Here is a 21051-nt window from a genome sequence, read left to right as displayed (position 1 = left end):
CTTAATAATCAGTCTTCGTTATTCAGCCGCCAGGCCAACTGTTCAAGATAGATTTGCTGTTCGCGTCGTGCTTTGAGCGCCTCTTCCAGAGTGCAGTGCACAAAATGGATCGGTTCACCAAGCCGTAATTGTGCCAGATTAAACATATCCGCTTCGATAACACAGGCAATCCTTGGATAGCCACCTGTGGTCTGCGCATCATTCATCAATACGATGGGCTGACCGTTATGGGGGACTTGAACCACTCCCGGCAACAGCCCGTGTGACAGCAATTCGCGGTCGGTGGTGCGCTCCAGACGCTGCCCCTGCAAGCGATAACCCATCCGGTTACTTTGCGGGCTTAGCTGCCATGGTAAACGCCAGAACGCATCCTGCGAGGTTTGCGTAAACTCGTGATATTCCGGCCCTTCCAGTGCGCGTATGCGGTTTCCCCACAGCAGTTGCTTCACCCCACGCGCTTCGCGGAAATGCCGCGTTGCAGGCAGCTGTGGGATTTCATCGCCATCTTTAATTAACCGCCCTTCCAGACCGCCAACCTGTGCTTTCAAATCGGTGCTGTAAGAACCCAGCACTTCAGGAATATCTAACCCGCCCGCCACAGCAAGATAGCTTCGCATCCCACGTTCCGGTGCTTTCAGGCGTAGTTGTTGGCCTGCTTTCACTGCCAGGCGCCAGCCTGTCCACACGGCATGACCATCCAGCTCAGCGTGGCAGCCCGCCCCGGTTAAGGCAAACCAACCATCCTGGGTGAACTCAATGACACAATTGCCCAGGGTGATTTCTAGCGCCGCACTTTCTGGTGCATTGCCCACCAGTAAATTCGCCATTTGCAGTGCCGGTGCATCCAACGCACCACAACGGCTCACGCCCAATTGCCGATAACCATAACGTCCGGTGTCCTGCACCGACATGTGCATTCCTGCACGAATTATTTTCAGCACACACCCTCCTTTTGAGGCACGAAGCGTACGGTATCACCCGGCGTTAACAACGTTGGCATTTCAGCTGTCGGATTGAATAATTGCACCGGGGTCTGGCCGATAAGCTGCCATCCACCCGGTGTCGCGAGCGGATAAATCCCTGTCTGGCTGCCACCAATCCCCACCGAACCGGCAGGAACCATCAAACGCGGTTCAGCACGACGCGGAGTCTCAAGCCTTTGTGCCAGACCGCCGAGATAGGCGAAACCAGGCTGGAAGCCAAGGAAGTAGACGATGTAGTCAACCGAGGAGTGCAACTCCACAACCTGACGCGGCGATAATCCACAATGCCCGGCCACTTCGTCGAGATCGGGGCCGAAACTACCGCCATAAATCACCGGGATCTCAATGCGCCTGGATTCCGGTACCATCGCCTCACTCTCTTCCCACCAGCGCTGAATCCGCTCAATGCCATCCAGTGCCAGGCTTTGTGGTTCACGCAGAACCACAGTGATGTTGTTCATCCCAGGAATCACTTCCGAAACCGCTGGTGATTCCAATAGTCGTTGAGTTAATCCCCAGATGCGTTGCTGACTTTCTAGCGATAAAGGGGGTTCCAGCTCAAGAACCACTGCGCTTTCGCCTAACAGATAACACCGTGCTCTTTGCACTTTTGCTCCTTGGTTTGGCGCTATGCCGGATTAGGGATATCGATAAAGGTTACGTCCAAATCTGTTTCGCTATTCAGCCAGTCGCTCAGTGCCTGAATGCCGCCGCGTTCAGTGGCGTGATGCCCGGCCGCATAGAAATGCAGCCCTTGTTCGCGTGCCGAATGGATCGTTTGTTCGGACACTTCGCCAGTGATAAACGCATCAACACCGAAACGAGCCGCACTATCGATAAAGCTTTGCCCACCACCAGTACACCAGGCGACACGGCGAATTTGCTCAGGACCGGTATCACCGCTCCACAGCGGTGTACGCCCAAGGCGCATCTCAATCCATGATGCCAGTTCGACACCGGAAAGCGGCGTCGGAAACTCACCCCACGGCACCAGCGGCTCAACCTCACCTTTGGTTTCAATCCCCAGCAGCGCCCCGAGTTGCGCGTTGTTGCCAAGCTGTGGATGAGCATCGAGCGGCAAATGCCAGCCGTAGAGATTGATGTCGTGACTCAGCAACGCTTTCAGGCGATTGCGCTTCATGCCACGAATCACCGGTGACTCGCCTTTCCAGAAGTAACCGTGGTGAACAATCACCGCATCCGCTTGCTGGCGTATCGCTTCATCTATCAACGCCTGACTTGCCGTCACGCCAGTGATAATTTTGCGCACTTCTTCGCGCCCTTCAACCTGCAAACCATTTGGCGCATAGTCGCTGATTGCGGCGCTGTTGAGTTTTTCGTTAATCAGGCGTTCCAGTTCGCTATTTTTCATTTTCTTTCTCTCAAGATTTACGCGCCGCTTCATAAGCCGCGAGTGTCGTTATACGTGCTTGTTTATGGTCAACAATGGGACGGGGATAGTCCAGCGTCAGTGACTGCTTCACGGCCCAAACCCATGGGGTATGAATGTGTTTATCAGGCACCCTACTCAGTTCTGGCAACCACTGGCGGATAAATTCACCTTTCCCATCGAATCGCTCGCCTTGGGTGGTCGGGTTAAAGATACGAAAATAGGGTGCGGCATCAGTCCCCGTCGAGGCAGCCCACTGCCAGCCACCGTTGTTTGCGGCCAGATCGCCATCAATCAGTTGTGACATAAAGTAGCGTTCACCCTGCCGCCAGTCGACCAATAAATCTTTGACCAGAAAACTGGCCACCACCATTCGTAAGCGGTTGTGCATCCAGCCCGTGGAGCTCAACTGCCGCATCGCCGCATCGACAATTGGAAAACCGGTTCTGCCTTGCTGCCAGGCAACAAACTGAGCGTCATCTTGTCGCCAGGTGACGTTGTCTGTCCATGAGATAAACGGCTGATGACGGCAAAGTTTTGGGTATGCCACCAGCAAATGGCGATAAAACTCACGCCAGATTAACTCGTTTAACCAGACGGCCCCGCCCCCCCCTTCCAGCGCCTGAGGATGCTCTTTCAATAATCTATGCAGGCACTGGCGCGGCGACAACACCCCAACAGCCAAATAAGCCGACAGACGGCTGGTGCCGTCGATGGCGGGAAAATCTCGCTGTTGCGCGTAATCCACGACCGACTGGCGGCAAAACAGGCGCAACTGGTTAATCGCCTGTTTTTCACCACAGGGGAAAAGATTCGGGTCAATGGGCTGGCACGGGTAATCAAATACGGTGAGTTTTTGTGGTTCAGGCATAGTGGTTTTGCGCACTTGCGGCGCTGAAACACATTCAGGCAGACCTTCATTAAGGCGTTTGATAAATGCTCTGCTAAACGGCGTAAACACTTTGTACATCTCGTGATTACCCGTCGTCACACTACCTGGCGGCAATAAAACGCTGTCATCAAAACCCTGGCAAACCACGCCTGGGGATAACACCTTTTCTACTGCGGCATCGCGCTGGCGCTCATTCAGCTCGTATTGATAGTTATAAAAAAGCGCGTCCACCTTCTGCGTTTCACAGAAGTTTTGCAGGAAACCGACGCAGTCATCAAAACCATCAGCTTGCCGAACAAACAGCTCAATTCCCCTTTCCGCAAGCGCGGCATGCAAGCTTTGCAAATGCTGCCAGATGAATTCAGCCTGACGAGGCGACATCTCATGTTTACGCCATTGCAGCGGAGTGGCGATAAATATGCCAATCACTCGGGCACCAGGGTCACGGCAGGCCGCTGCCAACGCCAGGTTATCGTTCACCCGTAAATCATTGCGAAACCAGACCAAATGCGTGGTCATACAACTCCATGATTAATTGCCCAAACGTAAGCGTAACGTTTCAGGATAAGGCTCAAAGTAGCGCTGCTGCGCCAGATAAGCGTCAGGATATTCTGCCATATAGTGTTTTAACAAGGTGATGGGTGCCAGTAAAGGCTGGGTTCCCTGGCGATATCTGTCGATAAGCCCTGATAGCTCCTGGCGCTGGCGCGAATTTAACTGGCGGCGGAAATATCCCTGAACGTGCATCAGCACATTAGTGTGGTTACGACGTGTCGCCTGATGGGCAAGCAAATCCATCAAGCGCTGACGGTATTCAATGAAAAAAGCATCCAGTGAATCCCAGCTTTCTATATCGGCAACAAAGCGCCCCAGTTCGCGGTATTGCGGCTGAGAATGAGCGAGGAGCAATAATTTGTATCGGCTATGAAAACCAATGAGTCCGCCTCGTGTCAGACCAGACTGGCGTAAAATATTAAGTTCATGAAGTGTATAAATGCGCTCGACAAAGTTCTCGCGAATTGCCGGATCGTACAAACGCCCATCTTCTTCAACCGGAAGCCACGGCAATTGTCGTTTCAGTTCCGCGGTAAATATCCCGGTGCCACTTTTTCGGTTATTACTTCCCTCGGGGTCGTAAACTCTTACCCGTTCCATGCCACAGCTTGGAGATTTAGCACAAACAATATAACCGCACAGATGATCGAGACTGGCTACACGACGTGTGGAAAATTGTTGCATCGCCAGGGTTAAATCCCCTTCGTGATGATTGCTAAAGCGCAAGGCTACTTGCCCCTCATCTAGTTTGACTAGCCGCAAAGCAGGCCTTGGTGTCGGTAAACCAATCGCCATTTCAGGGCATACAGGTTCGAAATGCACCCACGGCGCTAATTCATTGACGGCAAATGCCAGCCGTTTATGCCCGCCATCAAAGCGGACATTTTCCCCGAGTAAACAAGCGCTGATGCCAATGGGAATTTTATCGCTCATGACGTACTCCTTTGAATGTGTCCCGTTAAGTGTAGCAAGCCCAACAGATAATCTTTGCTGCATCGGGATGACTTCTCTTGCCATCTCAATACAACCAGAATTATTTTTTAAAGGATAACTCTATGACAAGCCAACGTATTTTAAACAAAGCCAATGTTTTCCCGCCTTTTGACTCATTAATACTACGAGAATTTGAAGCTCAGCTCATAAGATATATTAACAACCCTTTTGGATTGGGATTGTAGCGTTTTAACACAGCAACAACTTGCGTATATATTGACTATATTCAGCCACCCTTTATCGGTATAAATAATTAAAGTTATCCCCATTCCGGTCGTTAATAGCCACTAATGAATTTATAATTAACCCGGAAGGTTACAGCATGTTTAACTCCATCCGCAGTAGGGTTTTAGTTGCGACTACATTAATTGTCGTCGGCGCATTATGTGTAAATACCTCTATTAATTATCTAATTAGCCATTCGGCAAACAATAATTCAATCAATAGTACGCTTACCGCCCTGGCGCAGAGTCACTCGGCAACCGTGAATCAGTGGACTGAAACCAAAGTCGCACAAATTAGTTCTCTGACACCCCATGTCAGCGATACCGATCCGGTTCCACTGTTAACCCTGGTTGCCACTTCAGGGAATTTTATTAATGTGGATATTGGTTATCCGGACAAACGAGATATTTCCTCCGATGCATCGGGTATTCCTGAAGGTTACGATCCCACTTCTCGTCCGTGGTATATCCAGGCTGCTCAAGCGAAAAAACCCATTGTGACGAATCCTTATCAGGATGCCGGTACGCGAAAACTTATTGTCACCGTGGCAGCTCCGCGTATTGAAAACGGAGAACTACTGGGTGTGGTGGAAGGCGACATCAATATGGATGCGGTGATAGCCAACGTTCGGGCTATTCATCCAACCGCAGGCAGCTTCGGCATGTTGATGGATGCTAATGGAACGATCATCGCGCACCCGGACGAATCGCTCACCCTCAAACCCCTGTCCGGCATCGCACAGGCACTCAGCCTGCCAGAGTTGCTGAATTCTTCAGTACCGATTCAGGCTGATGTTTTGGGACGCCCAACCTTTATGATTGCCATGCCGGTTAAAAGCACCAACTGGTACATCGTTGTGGCGATGGATAAAGCAGAGGCTACCGCAAGTATGCGTTCACTGCTCTGGACTTCAACTGTCTCTATGTTCGTACTAATTGCGCTCGCCGCACTGATCGTCAGCTTTATCACTAAACGCAGCCTTGGCCCGCTGATCCGCATTCGCGAGGCAATGGATTCCATCGCTCAGGGTACGGAGGACTTAACCCAGCGCTTAGCGGTAGACGGCAAAGATGAAGTGGCACAGATTGCCAGCGCGTTTAACCGGTTTGTCGACAAACTCGCGGTGGTGATGAAATCTATTCGTAGCAGCAGCGAGTCGGTGCGCATTGCTTCCGAGGAAATATCCTCCGGGAATATCGATCTTTCTGCACGGACAGAATCTGCCGCCGCAAGCCTGCAAGAAACCTCAGCGGCACTAGAACAGATCGCCTCAACAGTCGCGCACTCTGCCAGTTCATCTCATGAAGCAAACAAGGCCGTTCTTTCTGCCGCTGAGGTGGCACGTCGTGGTGGTAACTCAGTGCGCGAAGTGATTCAGACTATGAACACCATAGAAGCTGCCTCCGAGAAGATCGGCAATATTATCGGCGTCATTGATGGCATTGCGTTCCAGACAAATATTCTGGCACTCAATGCCTCGGTAGAGGCCGCTCGCGCAGGTGAACAAGGAAGAGGATTCGCGGTTGTGGCAAATGAAGTACGAAACCTGGCAAGTCGTAGTGCCCAGGCAGCTAAAGAGATAAGAGTGCTTATCGACTCGACAGTGACGAGTGTGTCATCGGGTGCAAAGCAGGTTCACCATACCGGTAATACCATGCAGGAAATTGTCACCAGTGTTTCTTCAGTCACGACGATGATGGCGGAGATTAACCAGGCTGCGGATGAGCAAATGAAAGGCATTGCAGAGATCAATACTGCGGTAGCGCAACTCGATACCATGGTGCAGCAGAACGCCGCCCTGGTTGAGGAATCAACCACCGCTTCGGCGGCACTCCAGGATCAGGCAAGTGAACTGACTCTTGCGGTGAATCAGTTCCGTCTGTAAGGCGGCAGGAAAAACCCGGCTTCGGCTCCCCAGTAAACTCAGAGCAAAAAAAAGGCTACCCGATTCGGTAGCCTTTATATTTGGGGATTTAGCAGGGGTCGCGGGCGCTAACCCGACCAAAACCACTTACATCATCGGTGTTGCCAAACGCACCAGGCTGATCAACGGTTGCGGATAAACACCCAGCAACAACACCAGCACGGCGGAGATCAACACCACCACACCGCCAGCAGTGAACGCCCAGTTAGTCGGAGCATCACGGTTTGGCTGTTGCGGTGCATTCAGATACAAACTCACCGTCACGCGCAGGTAGTAGTACAAACCAATCGCACTACCCAGTACCACAGCGCCAGTCAACCACCACAGGTGAGACTGAACACCGACCGCAATGATGTAGAACTTACCAATAAAGCCCAGTGTCATTGGGATACCTGCCAGTGACAACATCATCACCGTCATGACCGCAGACAAAATTGGTTTGTGCCAGAACAGACCACGGTAAGAATACAGCGAATCTGCATCCGGGCCACGGTACGGGCTGGACATCAGGCTCACCACGCCGAACGCACCAAGGCTGCTGAACAGGTAGCCTGCCAGATAAACACCAACCGATTCCATCGACATGTCGCCGCTTTGCAGCGCAATCAATGCCACCATCAAATAACCAAGGTGTGAGATAGACGAGTAACCAAGCAGACGCTTGATATTGGTCTGGCTCAACGCCATCAGGTTACCGAAGATGATAGAGATGAAGGCGATAATACCGAGCACCACGCGTACCGCTTCGCTATCGCCCACTGGCGCGTAGAGGAACAGACGCATCACCACACCAAAAATGGCGATTTTGCTGGCGGTTGCCAGGAAAGTGGAAACCGGAGCCGGAGCGCCCTGATACACATCTGGCGTCCACAGGTGGAATGGAACCAGTGACAGTTTAAAGCCGAGGCCGACAATCATCAGACCAAAACCTGCCAGCAGCAGCGGTTCGTGTAGCATGTTGTCAGCGAGGCTCTTACCGAGCGTTACAAACGACAAGTCGCCAGACTCTGCGTACACCAGCGCCATACCGAACAGCAGGAATGAAGAGGCTGCGGCAGACAAAATGGTGTACTTGATACTGGCTTCCAGCGAACGTTTCTGTCGGAAGGCGTAACCAATCAGGCCGAACAGCGGCAGTGAAATTAACTCAATGCCGAGGAACAGTGCCGCCAGGTGATTGGCGTTTGCCAGCAGAATACCGCCGAGGGCTGCAATCAGCACCAGCAGGTAAAACTCTTCGCGGTTGTCGGTGTAACCCTCGAGCCACGGGTAAGCAAAGGTACAAGTCGCGAGGCTCGCCAGCAAAACCAAACCGGTGTAAAGCATCGCATAGCCATCGACGCGCATCAGCGGCGTGACGTCCATTGCGCCAGCCTGGCCAACAAACCACAGTGAAACGAGTGCGGCGTTCAGGCCGATTACTGCCAGTGTTGCATTGACAAAATGGTCGCGTCGCCACGCTATGGAGAGCATCACAACCACCACCGTCAATCCGACGACGAGCAGCGGTAGCAGCGCGATCAATTGTTGAGGAGTTATAGTCATGGCGAATTACGGCCTTGTAGTTGGAATTGAACTGGTAAACCACTGCTGAATATTGCTCATCGCGGCATGCGAAGTATCCAGAATTGGCTGCGGGTAGAAGCCCAACAGGACTAACAACACCACCAGCAACAGGATGATAAAGAACTCGCGCGGCGACATGCCTGGCAGTTGCTTATCACTGATTTCGCTTTTTGCTTTACCGAAGTAAGCACGATGAATCATCGCCAGAGAATAAACAGAGGCAAAGACCAAGCCGAAGGTAGAGATAATGGTAATCACTGGCACGACATGGTAGCTGCCGAACAGAATCATAAATTCGCCAACGAAGTTACCGGTACCCGGCATCCCCAGAGTTGCCACCGCAAAGAACAACGACAGACCCGGCAGCCATTTAATTTTGTTCCACAGGCCGCCCATCAGGCGCATATCACGGGTATGCAGACGCTCGTAAATCTGACCACAGATGATGAACATACCGGCCGCAGACAGACCGTGCGCAATCATCTGAATCACCGCACCCTGGTAAGCCAGTTGGCTGCCGGTATAAATGGCAATCAACACGAAGCCCATGTGGGAAACGGAGGTATAAGCAATCAGACGTTTGATATCGGTTTGTGCGAAGGCCATCCACGCGCCGTAGAAGATACCGATGACACCCAGCCACATAGCGATTGGGGCAAATTCAGCGGAAGCTTCCGGGAACAGTGGCAGCGCGAAACGCAACAGGCCGTAGGCTGCTGTTTTCAGCAAGATACCTGCGAGGTCAACAGAACCCGCCGTTGGTGCCTGGGAGTGCGCATCCGGCAGCCAACCGTGCAAGGGAACCACTGGCATTTTCACCGCAAACGCAATGAAGAAGCCCAGCATCAGCAACCATTGAACGCTGCTGGACATTTCAGTGTGTAGCAATTGTTCGTAGTTAAATGTCCAGACGCCGGTTGAGTTGTAATGCACAAACACCAGACCAAGAATGGCAATCAACATCACCAGGCCACTTGCCTGGGTATAGATGAAGAACTTGGTTGCAGCGGTGATACGCGTCTTCCCGTCGGAGGCTTTGTGGCCCCACAGTGCAATCAGGAAGTACATTGGCACCAGCATCATTTCCCAGAAGAAGAAGAACAGGAACATGTCGATGGCAAGGAACACGCCGATAACGCCACCGAGGATCCACATCAGGTTGAGGTGGAAGAAGCCCTGATATTTTTCGATTTCATTCCAGGAACAGAGTACCGCCAGCACGCCGAGCAGGCCGGTCAGGACCACCATCAGCAGTGACAGGCCATCCAACGCCAGGTGGATTTCAATCCCAAAACGTGGGATCCACGGCAGGATAAATTCAGACTGCCACTGCGGCAAACCTGCAGATTGCGTTAGCGTGTAGCCACCGGCTAACCACAGTTGCATCGAGAGAGCCAGTGTCAGTCCCATCGTTATCAGCGCAATCCAACGCGGCACTTTTACGCCGAAGCGTTCAGTCTGCCAGCAGAAGAAGCCGCCAATAAAGGGGATGAGTATCAGCCAGGGTAATAGCATGGCATTTGTGTCCCTAAGTCAAAATAAACCAAAACATCACTCACTTTCCCATCTGTATTAAGACGCCGGGGAAGGTAAACCACCCTCACCCCGACCCTCTCCCTGATGGAGAGGGGGAGTTGTATGGAGTTAGCGCAAGACCAGCAGCAAGCCCAGAATCACGACTGCACCGATACTCATTGATGCCACATACCAGCGAAGATAACCGTTCTCGCTCACCAACAGGCCGCGACCTGCAAAGCGGGAAAGAACTGCCGGAATGTTCATCAGTGAATTCAGCGGATCGCTCTTAATCAACCAGGCGATACCCAGGAATGGCTTAACGAAGACTTTATCGTACAGCCAATCGAAGCCCCAGGCATGGAACCACCAGGTACCGAAGAAGCGGCCCGGTGCGCTGTTGGCAATGGCGGTCACCAGAGTGCGTTTGCCCAGCCACAACCAGGCAGCAATCAGGATACCGGCGATAGCCACAACGCCTGAAGTAATCTCCAGGGTCAGCACGCTACCGTGCGCAAGCTCAGTGGTTGCTGGCAGGACGCCCGCCAATGGCGGAACAATCATGGCACCCACGAAAGTGGACAACACCAGCAGCACAATCAGCGGCAAGTGGTGAGTAATGCCTTTAAGTGCATGCGCGTGAATCTGCTCTTTACCGTGGAAGACGATGAAGATCATACGGAAGGTATACAGTGAGGTCATAAACGCACCGACCAGACCTGCAACCATCAGGTTCACATGACCATTCGCCATCGCACCGGCCAGAATCTCATCTTTACTGAAGAAGCCAGCAGTAATGAGTGGTAACGCAGACAAGGCTGCACCACCGACCAGGAAGCAGATATACACCAGCGGAATGGACTTACGCAGGCCACCCATTTTGAAGATGTTTTGTTCGTGGTGGCAGGCAAGAATCACCGAACCAGACGACAGGAACAGCAGCGCTTTGAAGAACGCGTGCGTCATCAGGTGGAAAATCGCCGCATCCCACGCTTGTACGCCGAGTGCCAGGAACATGTAGCCAATCTGGCTCATGGTCGAGTACGCGAGCACACGTTTGATATCGGTTTGCACCAGCGCCGCAAAGCCTGCCATTACCAGCGTCACTGCACCGACGATGCCCACTAAATGCAGCACTTCAGGCGTTAACAGGAACAGGCCGTGAGTACGGGCAATCAGGTAGACACCGGCGGTAACCATGGTTGCCGCGTGGATCAGCGCTGAAACTGGCGTTGGGCCAGCCATCGCATCCGCAAGCCAGGTCTGCAATGGCAACTGAGCAGATTTACCTACCGCGCCGCCTAACAGCATCAGGGTTGCCCACATCAGCATTTGGTTACCAGCCGCAAAGTGCTGCGGTGCCAGTTCAACCATTTCGCGGAAGTTCAGCGTGCCCAGTTCGTTGTAAAGAATGAACAGTGCGAAAGCGAGGAACACGTCGCCCACGCGGGTTACCACGAACGCTTTCATGGCCGCCGCGCCGTTCTTCGGATCGGTGTAGTAGAAACCAATCAGCAGATACGAGCACAGACCCACGCCTTCCCAGCCGAGATACATCAGCAGCAGGTTATCGCCCAGCACCAGAACAACCATGCTTGCGATAAACAGGTTGGTGTAGGCGAAGAAGCGGGAATAGCCCTCTTCCCCACGCATATACCAGGAAGCGTACATGTGGATCAGGAAGCCAACACCCGTGACCACAGAAAGCATGGTCAGTGACAAACCGTCGAGGATCAGATTGAAGCCGATATTAAAATCGCCCACTGACATCCACGTCCACAACGGCTGGGTAAAGGCTTGTTGCCCGTTATTGAAGAAGTCGAACCCAACAATCGCCGTGACTAACGCGGACAGCCCAATCGAGCCGACCCCAACCGTGGCAGAAAGGTTTTCTGACCAACGACCACGCGAGAACGCCAACAACAAAAAGCCAATAAAAGGCAAAAGAATGGTTAACCAGAGAAGGTTCATCCACGCATCTCACTTACTGAATCGATATTCAGGCTCTGGCGACGACGATGGAGCTGCAGTAACAGTGCGAGGCCGATACTGGCTTCGGCAGCAGCTAAGCTAATCGCGAGTATATACATCACCTGACCATCAGCCTGGCCCCAATAACTGCCCGCGACCACAAAGGCGAGAGCCGCGGCGTTAATCATCACTTCCAGGCTAATCAGCATGAAAAGCAGGTTGCGACGAATCACCAGGCCAGTCAGCCCCAGTACGAACAAGATAGCCGCGAGGATAAGTCCATGTTGCAGCGGAATCATACGTGCTCCTCCGTTTTTCTTTTCACAGCCTGGTCAGCCTGGCGGTTGCTCAGCACTTCACCCGGACGGTCTTCACGACCCAGGTGGAATGCCACAACCAGACCCGCCAACAACAGCATCGAGGCTAATTCCACTGCCAGAACGTACGGTCCAAACAGTGCGATACCCACTTGTTTAGCACTGACGGAGGTACCGTCGATCCCCTGGTCATTAAGACTCAGAATCGCGTACACCAGCACCGAAAGCAGAATGGCTGATAAAATGCCAGGACCAATCCACAACTGCGGTTTCAGCCAGTTGCGCTCTTGTTCAACGACCGCACCACCGAGGTTCAGCATCATGACCACGAAAACGAACAACACCATGATGGCACCGGCGTAGACGATAATCTCAAGCGCTGCGGCAAAGTACGCTCCCAGCGCGAAGAACACGCCGGAGATAGCCAACAACGAGATGATCAGATACAGCAAGGCATGCACCGGATTGGTATGCGTGATCACCCGTAAGGTGGTCCCAACCGCGATGATTGCGCAAATATAAAAAGCGAATTCCATTGCCTTGCTCCTTTAAGGTAATAGGCCTTTGACGTCGATAGGCTTGGCTTCGTTTTCCGCTTCGCCCTTATCTTTGCCGTCGATTGCCATACCCGCCATCCGGTAGAAGTTATATTCCGGGTATTTGCCCGGACCGGAAATCAGCAGATCCTCTTTTTCGTAGACCAAATCCTGGCGCTTAAACTCACCCAGTTCGAAATCTGGTGTCAGCTGAATCGCCGTGGTTGGGCACGCTTCTTCGCACAAACCACAGAAAATGCAGCGCGAGAAGTTGATACGGAAGAACTCTGGATACCAGCGGCCGTCTTTGGTTTCTGCTTTTTGCAAAGAGATACAGGCTACCGGGCAGGCTACCGCACACAGGTTACAGGCAACGCAACGCTCGGAGCCGTCCGGATCGCGCGTTAACACGATGCGGCCACGATAGCGCGGCGGTAAATAGACTGGCTCTTCCGGATACATCTGCGTTTCGCGTTTGGCAAACGCGTGCAGACCAATCATCCAGATACTGCGTACCTGGGTGCCGAAACCAACCACTAACTCTTTCAATGTCATGGTTTTTTCACCCCTTATGGTGCCTGATAGAGAATGACCGCGGCGGTCACCAGCAGATTGACCAGTGTCAACGGCAGGCAAATTTTCCAGCCGAAGGACATTACCTGGTCATAACGTGGACGCGGTAATGCTGCACGGATCAAAATGAACATCATCATGAAGAACGCGGTTTTCAGCGCGAACCAGATGAACGGCGGTAACCACGGGCCATGCCAGCCACCAAAGAACAGGGTCACAATCAGGGCAGAAACAGTCACGATACCGATGTATTCACCCACGAAGAACAGGCCAAATTTCATGCCTGAATATTCGATGTGATAACCATCGGCCAGCTCTTGCTCGGCTTCTGGTTGGTCAAACGGGTGACGGTGACAAACCGCGACGCCTGCGATAGCGAAGGTCACAAAACCGAAGAACTGTGGGATCACGTTCCACAGGTTCGCCTGGTTATCCACGATATCGCCCATATTGAACGAACCCGCCTGCGCCACAACGCCCATCAAAGACAGACCGAGGAACACTTCGTAGCTGAGTGTCTGCGCAGAAGCACGCATTGCACCCAACAGTGAGTATTTGTTGTTACTTGACCAACCGGCGAACAGCACGGCGTAAACCGCCAGACCCGCCAGCATCAGGAAGAACAAAATACCAATGTTCAGGTCGGCAACCACCCAGCTTGGGCTGACCGGCACAATAGCAAAGGCCAGCAACAGCGAGGTGAAAGCAATCATCGGTGCCAGAGTAAAGATGACGCGGTCCGCAAAGCGCGGAGTCCAGTCTTCTTTAAAGAACATCTTGATCATGTCCGCGACTAACTGGAGCGAACCGCCCCAGCCCACACGGTTTGGCCCGTAACGGTTCTGGAACAGGCCCAGCAAACGACGCTCACCAAAGCTCATGAACGCGCCGCATGTCACCACGACCAGCAGGATTACGACCGCTTTGAGAATGCTCAGCAGAATGTCGATAACATCCGGTGTTAACCAACTCATTGGCCAGCCTCCTGAAGATTTTCAAGACAAGCACCCGCCAGTACCGGAGCGATGCCAGGCATCCCCATCGGTAAACCTACCTGCCCTGCCGCCAGTCCTTCGGAAAGTTGCAGCGGCAGACTTAGCGTCTGGCCTTCATAGCTAAACGAAATCAGGCTACCCGCATTAACACCGAGTTTTGCAGCATCAGACGGATTAAGCTTGATGTACGGCTCAGTCATACGGCTCTGGAACACCGGAGAACGCTGGGACATTTCATCACTACCAAACAGATGGTAGTACGGCGCGATACGCCATTTCCCGTCTTCAGCGTGGAAGATTTCCGGCACATCAGTGAAGAAATCCATACCCGTTTCGGAGGCTTCAATCAGGCGCACACCCGGATCGCCGTGACGCAGATTGCCCCCCACTTCGGCCTGGAATTTGTTCCATGCTTGCGGTGAGTTCCAGCCTGGTGCCCATGCGAATGGAATTTGCTGACGATTAGCCGTCGGGCTGTTGTTCCCTTCCATAGAGAAGGCGAACATGGTGTCTTTATCCTGCGGCTGACGCGGTTCATGCACGCTAATATTGGCGCGCATCGCGGTACGGCCACTGGAGCGGATTGGAGAACGCGACAGTTTCTGACCACGAATACGGAAGCTGGCATCCGGTGCCGCATCTTTAATTCCGGCCAGTTGTGGCAACGCTTTCACGCATGCATCGATAACATCATCTAACTGCGTCCAGTCCACTTCACGGCTTTCAACTGTGCTGTGCAGGGAATGCAGCCAGCGCCAGCTTTCGAGCATCACCACGGAGTGGTCATAGTAAGACGGGTCATAAACCTGGAAGAAACGCTGTGCGCGACCTTCGTTGTTAATCACCGTACCGTCACTCTCAGCGAAGCTTGCGGTGGACAGCACCAGATGGGCTTTGTCCATAATTGCCGTGCGTTGGTGGTCAATAACCATCACCAACGGCGCTTTGCTCAGTGCTGCATCAACGCGAGTTGCAGAAGCATGGCGATGCAGATCGTTTTCCAGCACCACTACCGCATCGGCAGCACCGCTTTCCAGTTCACTCAACGCTTCTTCAAGCGAGCCGCCGCCAATCAGACCGAGGCCAACGCTGTTTACCGCACGAGCCACCATGGTGATACCGACATCGGCACCACGGTCTTTCAGCGCTTTAGCCACGTTGGCTGCCGCCTGAATGACCGCTTCGCTACCGGCGTTAGTACCGGAAACGATCAATGGTTTCTTCGCACCCGCCAGCGCTTGCACAATCACGTCGACTTTGTTTTTCAGGTCGCGATCGAGTTCAACGGCTGGGGAATTGCTATCCAGCGCGTGAGCAACCGCAAAGCCCAGACGAGCCTGATCTTCAACCGGAGCGCGGTAAGTCCATGCTGCGATGTCGTCCAGACGAGTGCTGTCTATATTGGTGACAAACAGTGGGTGTTTAGCGTGCTGACCAATGTTGAGGATTGCGGCAATCTGCCAGTCAGCCACTTTCTGTGCCGCTGCCATTTCACGCGCTTTGCCTTTCACGGCCTGACGCACAGCCAGCGCAACACGCGCACCGGTCTGAGTAATGTCTTCTCCGAGTACCAAAACCGCATCGTAAGATTCGATTTCACGCAGGGCCGGAGTATGAATGCCGCTTTCTTGCAGCACTTTGAGCATCAGTTCCAGACGTGCTTGCTCACCGGTTGCGATACCGGTGTAGAAGTTGTCCGCACCGACCAGCTCGCGCAGCGCAAAGTTGCTTTCTACGCTGGCGCGTGGGGATCCGATACCGATCACTTTCTTCGACTGGCGCAGAATATCTGCCGCGCCCTGCATTGCCTGATCGGCATTCAGCGTGATCAGATCGTCGCCACGACGTTGGATCGGCTGACGTGGACGATCCTTCAGGTTGACGTAGCCATAACCGAAGCGGCCACGGTCACACAGGAAGTAATGGTTCACGGTGCCGTTGTAACGGTTTTCGATACGACGCAGTTCACCGTAGCGCTCACCCGGGCTGGTGTTACAGCCGATGCTGCACTGCTGGCAGATGCTTGGTGCAAACTGCATGTCCCACTTACGGTTATAACGCTCGGAGTGCGTTTTATCTGTGAATACGCCGGTCGGGCAGATTTCTACCAGGTTACCGGAGAATTCACTTTCCAGCGTACCGTCTTCAGGACGACCGAAGTAGACGTTATCGTGCGCGCCGTAAACACCCAAATCGGTGCCATCAGCGTAATCTTTGTAATAACGCACACAGCGGTAGCAGGCGATACAGCGGTTCATTTCGTGAGAGATGAATGGGCCGAGATCCTGATTGCGGTGAGTACGTTTAGTGAAGCGGTAGCGACGGAAGCTATGGCCGGTCATCACCGTCATATCTTGCAGATGGCAGTTGCCACCTTCTTCACAAACCGGGCAGTCGTGCGGGTGGTTAGTCATTAACCACTCAACCACGCTTTCACGGAATTCTTTCGCTTCGCTATCGTCAATGGAGATAAACGTGCCGTCAGAGGCGGGTGTCATACAAGACATCACCAGGCGGCCACGGAGATCTTCTGCGTTTTGATATTGCTTCACCGCGCACTGGCGGCAAGCACCGACGCTGCCTAGCGCCGGGTGCCAGCAAAAATAAGGAATATCGAGGCCGAGAGACAGACATGCTTGTAGCAGGTTGTCTGACCCGTTTACCTCATATTCTTTGCCGTCTACATGAATCGTAGCCATAGTCAGCATGCTTCCAGTTGGCCTGAATAATCTTCGTCTTTCACACTGCGACTGCGTTGGCTTCTCTCGCTCACCCTGGTCATTTAGTTAACTAAACTCCCAGGGATTCACTCCTTTGCCGCCTTGCCTCAGTGCGAAATTCTTGATTACTTTTCAGGCATTAATTATAAAATTTTATAACCTGCAAACTTGTTGTCAGGTGTTACCAGCGCGCTTTTAACAAGTTCGGTTGAATCCCGCTAATCGCGCGGGTGTTCCCGAAATCTTGTTTGGCAATGCCCGCTTCGAATTCGTCGCGGAAATATTTAATCGCACTCTGCAATGGCTCAACCGCACCTGGCGCATGCGCACAGAAGGTTTTACCTGGCCCAAGGAAACGACACAGTTGCTCAAGTGTCTCGATGTCCCCAGGCTGGCCTTCGCCACGTTCCAGCGCACGCAGAATTTTCACACTCCACGGCAGACCGTCACGGCAAGGTGTACACCAGCCGCACGATTCACGGGAGAAGAACTCTTCCAGGTTACGAACCAGCGGCACCATACCAATTTCATGGTCTACGGCCATCGCCAGTGCGGTACCTAAACGGCTACCCGCTTTACCAATGCTTTCGAATTCCATCGGCAGATCAAGGTGTGATTCGGTCAGGAAATCCGTCCCTGCCCCACCCGGCTGCCAGGCTTTGAATTTCAGGCCATCGCGCATGCCACCAGCGTAATCTTCGAGAATTTCACGCGCGGTGGTACCGAACGGTAACTCCCAAACGCCTGGGTTTTTCACACGACCAGAGAAGCCCATCAGCTTGGTGCCAGCATCTTTGCTGGTCGAAATGCCTTGATACCACTCCACGCCGTTGGCCAGAATCGCTGGCACGTTGCACAGGGTTTCAACGTTGTTTACACACGTTGGTTTACCCCACACGCCGCTTGAAGCAGGGAATGGGGGTTTTGAACGTGGGTTGGCACGGCGGCCTTCCAGGGAGTTAATCAGCGCGGTTTCTTCACCACAGATATAACGCCCGGCACCGGTGTGCACGATCAGCTCAAAATCAAAACCAGAACCGAGAATGTTTTTGCCCAGCAAGCCCGCTTCGGTCGCCTCAGCAATCGCGCGGCGCAGATGCACAGCCGCTTCGATATACTCGCCGCGCAGGAAGATGTAACCGCGGTAAGCTTTCAGGGCGAATGCAGAAATCAGCATGCCTTCCACCAACAGGTGTGGCAGTTGCTCCATCAGCAAACGGTCTTTATAAGTACCCGGTTCCATTTCATCGGCATTACACAGCAGGTAACGGATGTTCATGGACTCGTCTTTCGGCATCAGGCTCCACTTCAGACCGGTGGAGAAGCCCGCACCGCCGCGCCCTTTCAGGCCAGAGTCTTTAACACGATTAACGACTTCATCCGGTGCCAGGCCAGTCAGCGCAAGACGAGCACCCTCGTAGCCGTTTTTGCTGCGATATTCATCCAGCCAGACCGGCTGTTTGTCATCACGCAGCCGCCAGGTCAGCGGATGGGTTTCGGCAGTACGAATAACGGTTTTCATTTGTACTGCTCCAGCAAGTCAGGGATCGCTTCCGGCGTCAGATGGCTGTGAGTGTCCTCATCAATCATCATGGTCGGCCCTTTATCGCAGTTACCCAGACAGCAGGTTGGCAGCAGGGTAAAGCGACCATCAAACGTGGTTTGACCCGGTTTGATGTCCAGTTTTGCTTCGATTGCCGACTGAATGCCCTGGTAGCCCGTAATGTGGCAAACCACGCTATCGCAATAGCGAATAACGTGGCGGCCTACCGGCTGGCGGAAAATCTGGCTGTAGAATGTGGCAACACCTTCTACGTCGCTGGCTGGAATGCCCAGAACTTCAGCGATGGCATAAATCGCGCCGTCAGGCACCCAGCCACGCTGCTTCTGAACAATCTTCAGCGCTTCGATAGACGCTGCGCGAGCATCTTCGTAATGATGTTTTTCGTGCTCAATCGCATCACGCTCGAATTGACTCAGCTCAAAGGCTTCTGCCTGGGGTTGTTGTTTATCGTGCATAGTTAGCGATCCACATCAGACATTACAAAATCGATACTACCCAGATAGACAATCAGGTCAGAAACCAGGCTGCCGCGAATCGCCGACGGGATTTGCTGCAAGTGCGCAAAGCTCGGAGTACGGATGCGGGTGCGGTAGCTCATGGTGCTGCCGTCGCTGGTCAGGTAGTAACTGTTAATCCCTTTCGTCGCTTCAATCATCTGGAAGGATTCGTTAGCCGGCATCACCGGGCCCCACGAAACTTGCAGGAAGTGAGTGATCAGGGTTTCGATATGCTGCAGCGTGCGCTCTTTCGGCGGCGGCGTTGTCAGCGGATGGTCAGCTTTGAACGGGCCAGCAGGCATGTTTTTCAGACACTGGTCAAGAATGCGCAAGCTCTGGCGAAGCTCTTCAACTTTCAACATCACGCGGGTGTAGCAGTCACTGACGCCACCGCCGACCGGGATTTCGAAGTCGAAGTTTTCATAACCAGAGTAAGGGCGAGCTTTACGGATATCGAAGTCAACGCCCGTTGCGCGCAAGCCAGCACCGGTGGTGCCCCACTCCAGCGCTTCTTTCTTGCCATAGGCAGCAACGCCCTGAGAACGACCTTTCAGGATGGTGTTACGCAGCGCAGCTTTCTCGTAGGAATCCAGACGTTTTGGCATCCAGTCGAGGAACTCTTTGAGCAGACGTTCCCAACCGTTTGGTAAGTCGTGAGCCACACCGCCGATACGGAACCAGGCCGGGTGCATACGGAAACCGGTAATCGCTTCAACCAGGTCATAAATTTTCTGACGGTCGGTAAAGGCGAAGAACACCGGAGTCATCGCGCCCACGTCCTGAATAAACGTGGAGATGTACAGCAGGTGGCTGTTGATACGGAACAGTTCAGACAGCATGACGCGGATAACGTCTACACGTTCAGGAACCTTGATACCCGCCAGTTTTTCAACCGCTAACACGTATGGCATTTCGTTTACGCAACCGCCGAGATATTCGATACGGTCGGTATACGGAATGTAGCTGTGCCAGGACTGACGCTCGCCCATTTTCTCAGCACCACGGTGGTGGTAACCGATGTCCGGTACGCAGTCGACAATCTCTTCACCGTCGAGTTGCAGAACGATACGGAATGCACCGTGCGCGGATGGGTGGTTTGGACCGAGGTTCAGGAACATGAAATCTTCATGCTCGCTGCTGCGCTTCATGCCCCACTCTTCAGGCTTGAAGGTCAGCGCTTCCATCTCGAGGTCTTCTTTCTGTTTGGTCAATTCAAACGGATCGAATTCGGTGGCACGCGCCGGATAATCTTTACGCAGCGGATGGCCTTCCCACGTTGGCGGCATCATGATGCGCGTCAGGTGCGGGTGACCATTAAAGGTAATGCCAAACATTTCCCAGGTTTCACGCTCATACCAGTTGGCATTCGGGAAAAGTTTGGTGATTGTCGGTACATTCAGATCGTTTTCAGACAGCGCCACCTTGAGCATGATATCGCGGTTGCGATCGATAGAAATCAGGTGGTAGAAAACGGAAAAATCCGCAGCCGGTAAACCGTTGCGGTGAGTACGAAGGCGTTCATCCATGCCGTGTAAGTCGAACAACATGACATAGGGCTTCGGAAGTTTCTTTAAGAAATCGACTGCTTCGAGTAATTGCTCTCGCTTAACCCAGACCACCGGAACACCAGTGCGGGTTGGCTGAACAGTGAAGGCATCCGGCCCAAAACGGTTACGCAGTTCGCCAATTACCGGATCATCTAAATGGTCACGGGTTTGCCAGGCTTCCTGGTTGGCATCATGCGCAGTTAAATCGGTCATAATTCTCACCATTGCAAATGGTACTGTGGTGACTGTCAGCAGTGGCTTCGCGCTAGTATTATTGATATGCGAAGT

The 21051-nt window shown here is 53.1% G+C and carries 17 protein-coding genes; 1 reads left to right on the top strand and 16 read right to left on the bottom strand.

Going from position 1 to position 21051, the window contains the following annotated elements; genetic code table 11:
- Positions 1-8 precede the first annotated feature (8 nt).
- The 5 genes from pxpC to MNO13_RS06980 are packed head-to-tail and all read right to left on the bottom strand — an operon-like array spanning position 9 to position 4753.
- Positions 9-941, bottom strand: a complete 933-nt coding sequence (gene pxpC / locus MNO13_RS07000) for a 5-oxoprolinase subunit PxpC (RefSeq protein WP_064544844.1) — start codon at positions 939-941, stop codon at positions 9-11.
- Positions 935-1591: a 5-oxoprolinase subunit PxpB gene (gene pxpB, locus MNO13_RS06995; protein ID WP_121815190.1), complete on the bottom strand. Its 657-nt coding sequence runs from the start codon at positions 1589-1591 to the stop codon at positions 935-937. The genes pxpC and pxpB overlap by 7 nt, the downstream gene beginning before the upstream one ends.
- A 20-nt stretch (positions 1592-1611) precedes the next feature.
- Positions 1612-2355, bottom strand: coding sequence for a type 2 GTP cyclohydrolase I (locus MNO13_RS06990; protein WP_064544840.1), 744 nt, complete (start codon positions 2353-2355; stop codon positions 1612-1614).
- A gap of 10 nt (positions 2356-2365) precedes the next feature.
- A complete protein-coding gene (phrB, locus tag MNO13_RS06985) occupies positions 2366-3784 on the bottom strand; it encodes a deoxyribodipyrimidine photo-lyase (RefSeq protein WP_241939680.1) in 1419 nt (472 codons plus the stop codon).
- Positions 3785-3796: 12 nt separating this feature from the next.
- Entirely contained in the window at positions 3797-4753 is a 957-nt protein-coding gene (locus MNO13_RS06980; protein WP_241939679.1) for a YbgA family protein, read from the bottom strand.
- Between the two features lie 382 nt (positions 4754-5135).
- Between MNO13_RS06980 and MNO13_RS06975 the strand changes: the two genes are divergently transcribed.
- Positions 5136-6923, top strand: coding sequence for a methyl-accepting chemotaxis protein (locus MNO13_RS06975; RefSeq protein WP_064544834.1), 1788 nt, complete (start codon positions 5136-5138; stop codon positions 6921-6923).
- Positions 6924-7049: 126 nt separating this feature from the next.
- On the opposite strand, the gene nuoN is transcribed toward MNO13_RS06975, so the two are convergent.
- The 11 genes from nuoN to nuoC form a co-directional block, all read right to left on the bottom strand.
- Positions 7050-8507, bottom strand: coding sequence for an NADH-quinone oxidoreductase subunit NuoN (nuoN, locus tag MNO13_RS06970; RefSeq protein ID WP_064544832.1), 1458 nt, complete (start codon positions 8505-8507; stop codon positions 7050-7052).
- 6 nt (positions 8508-8513) lie between these two features.
- Positions 8514-10043, bottom strand: coding sequence for an NADH-quinone oxidoreductase subunit M (gene nuoM / locus MNO13_RS06965; RefSeq protein WP_064544830.1), 1530 nt, complete (start codon positions 10041-10043; stop codon positions 8514-8516).
- A gap of 129 nt (positions 10044-10172) precedes the next feature.
- Positions 10173-12014, bottom strand: a complete 1842-nt coding sequence (nuoL, locus tag MNO13_RS06960; protein ID WP_121815186.1) for an NADH-quinone oxidoreductase subunit L — start codon at positions 12012-12014, stop codon at positions 10173-10175.
- A complete protein-coding gene (gene nuoK / locus MNO13_RS06955) occupies positions 12011-12313 on the bottom strand; it encodes an NADH-quinone oxidoreductase subunit NuoK (RefSeq protein ID WP_034458791.1) in 303 nt (100 codons plus the stop codon). The genes nuoL and nuoK overlap by 4 nt, the downstream gene beginning before the upstream one ends.
- Positions 12310-12867 (bottom strand): NADH-quinone oxidoreductase subunit J, encoded by a 558-nt coding sequence (nuoJ, locus tag MNO13_RS06950; RefSeq protein ID WP_064544827.1) that lies wholly within the window; start codon positions 12865-12867, stop codon positions 12310-12312. The genes nuoK and nuoJ overlap by 4 nt, the downstream gene beginning before the upstream one ends.
- 12 nt (positions 12868-12879) lie before the next feature.
- Positions 12880-13422, bottom strand: a complete 543-nt coding sequence (gene nuoI / locus MNO13_RS06945; protein ID WP_064544825.1) for an NADH-quinone oxidoreductase subunit NuoI — start codon at positions 13420-13422, stop codon at positions 12880-12882.
- Positions 13423-13436: 14 nt separating this feature from the next.
- On the bottom strand, positions 13437-14414 hold the full coding sequence (nuoH, locus tag MNO13_RS06940; protein WP_064512669.1) for an NADH-quinone oxidoreductase subunit NuoH: 978 nt from the start codon (positions 14412-14414) through the stop codon (positions 13437-13439).
- Positions 14411-17134, bottom strand: coding sequence for an NADH-quinone oxidoreductase subunit NuoG (gene nuoG / locus MNO13_RS06935; RefSeq protein ID WP_133521958.1), 2724 nt, complete (start codon positions 17132-17134; stop codon positions 14411-14413). Before nuoG ends, nuoH begins: the two co-directional genes overlap by 4 nt.
- Positions 17135-17336: 202 nt before the next feature.
- Positions 17337-18677 (bottom strand): NADH-quinone oxidoreductase subunit NuoF, encoded by a 1341-nt coding sequence (gene nuoF / locus MNO13_RS06930; RefSeq protein WP_133521959.1) that lies wholly within the window; start codon positions 18675-18677, stop codon positions 17337-17339.
- Positions 18674-19174: an NADH-quinone oxidoreductase subunit NuoE gene (nuoE, locus tag MNO13_RS06925; protein WP_064544821.1), complete on the bottom strand. Its 501-nt coding sequence runs from the start codon at positions 19172-19174 to the stop codon at positions 18674-18676. Before nuoE ends, nuoF begins: the two co-directional genes overlap by 4 nt.
- Before the next feature lie 2 nt (positions 19175-19176).
- Positions 19177-20988: an NADH-quinone oxidoreductase subunit C/D gene (nuoC, locus tag MNO13_RS06920; RefSeq protein ID WP_121815184.1), complete on the bottom strand. Its 1812-nt coding sequence runs from the start codon at positions 20986-20988 to the stop codon at positions 19177-19179.
- Between the last annotated feature and the right edge of the window lie 63 nt (positions 20989-21051).

Source organism: Buttiauxella ferragutiae, from assembly GCF_022637515.1.
GTDB lineage: Bacteria > Pseudomonadota > Gammaproteobacteria > Enterobacterales > Enterobacteriaceae > Buttiauxella > Buttiauxella ferragutiae.
This window is presented reverse-complemented; position numbering and strand designations above follow the sequence as displayed.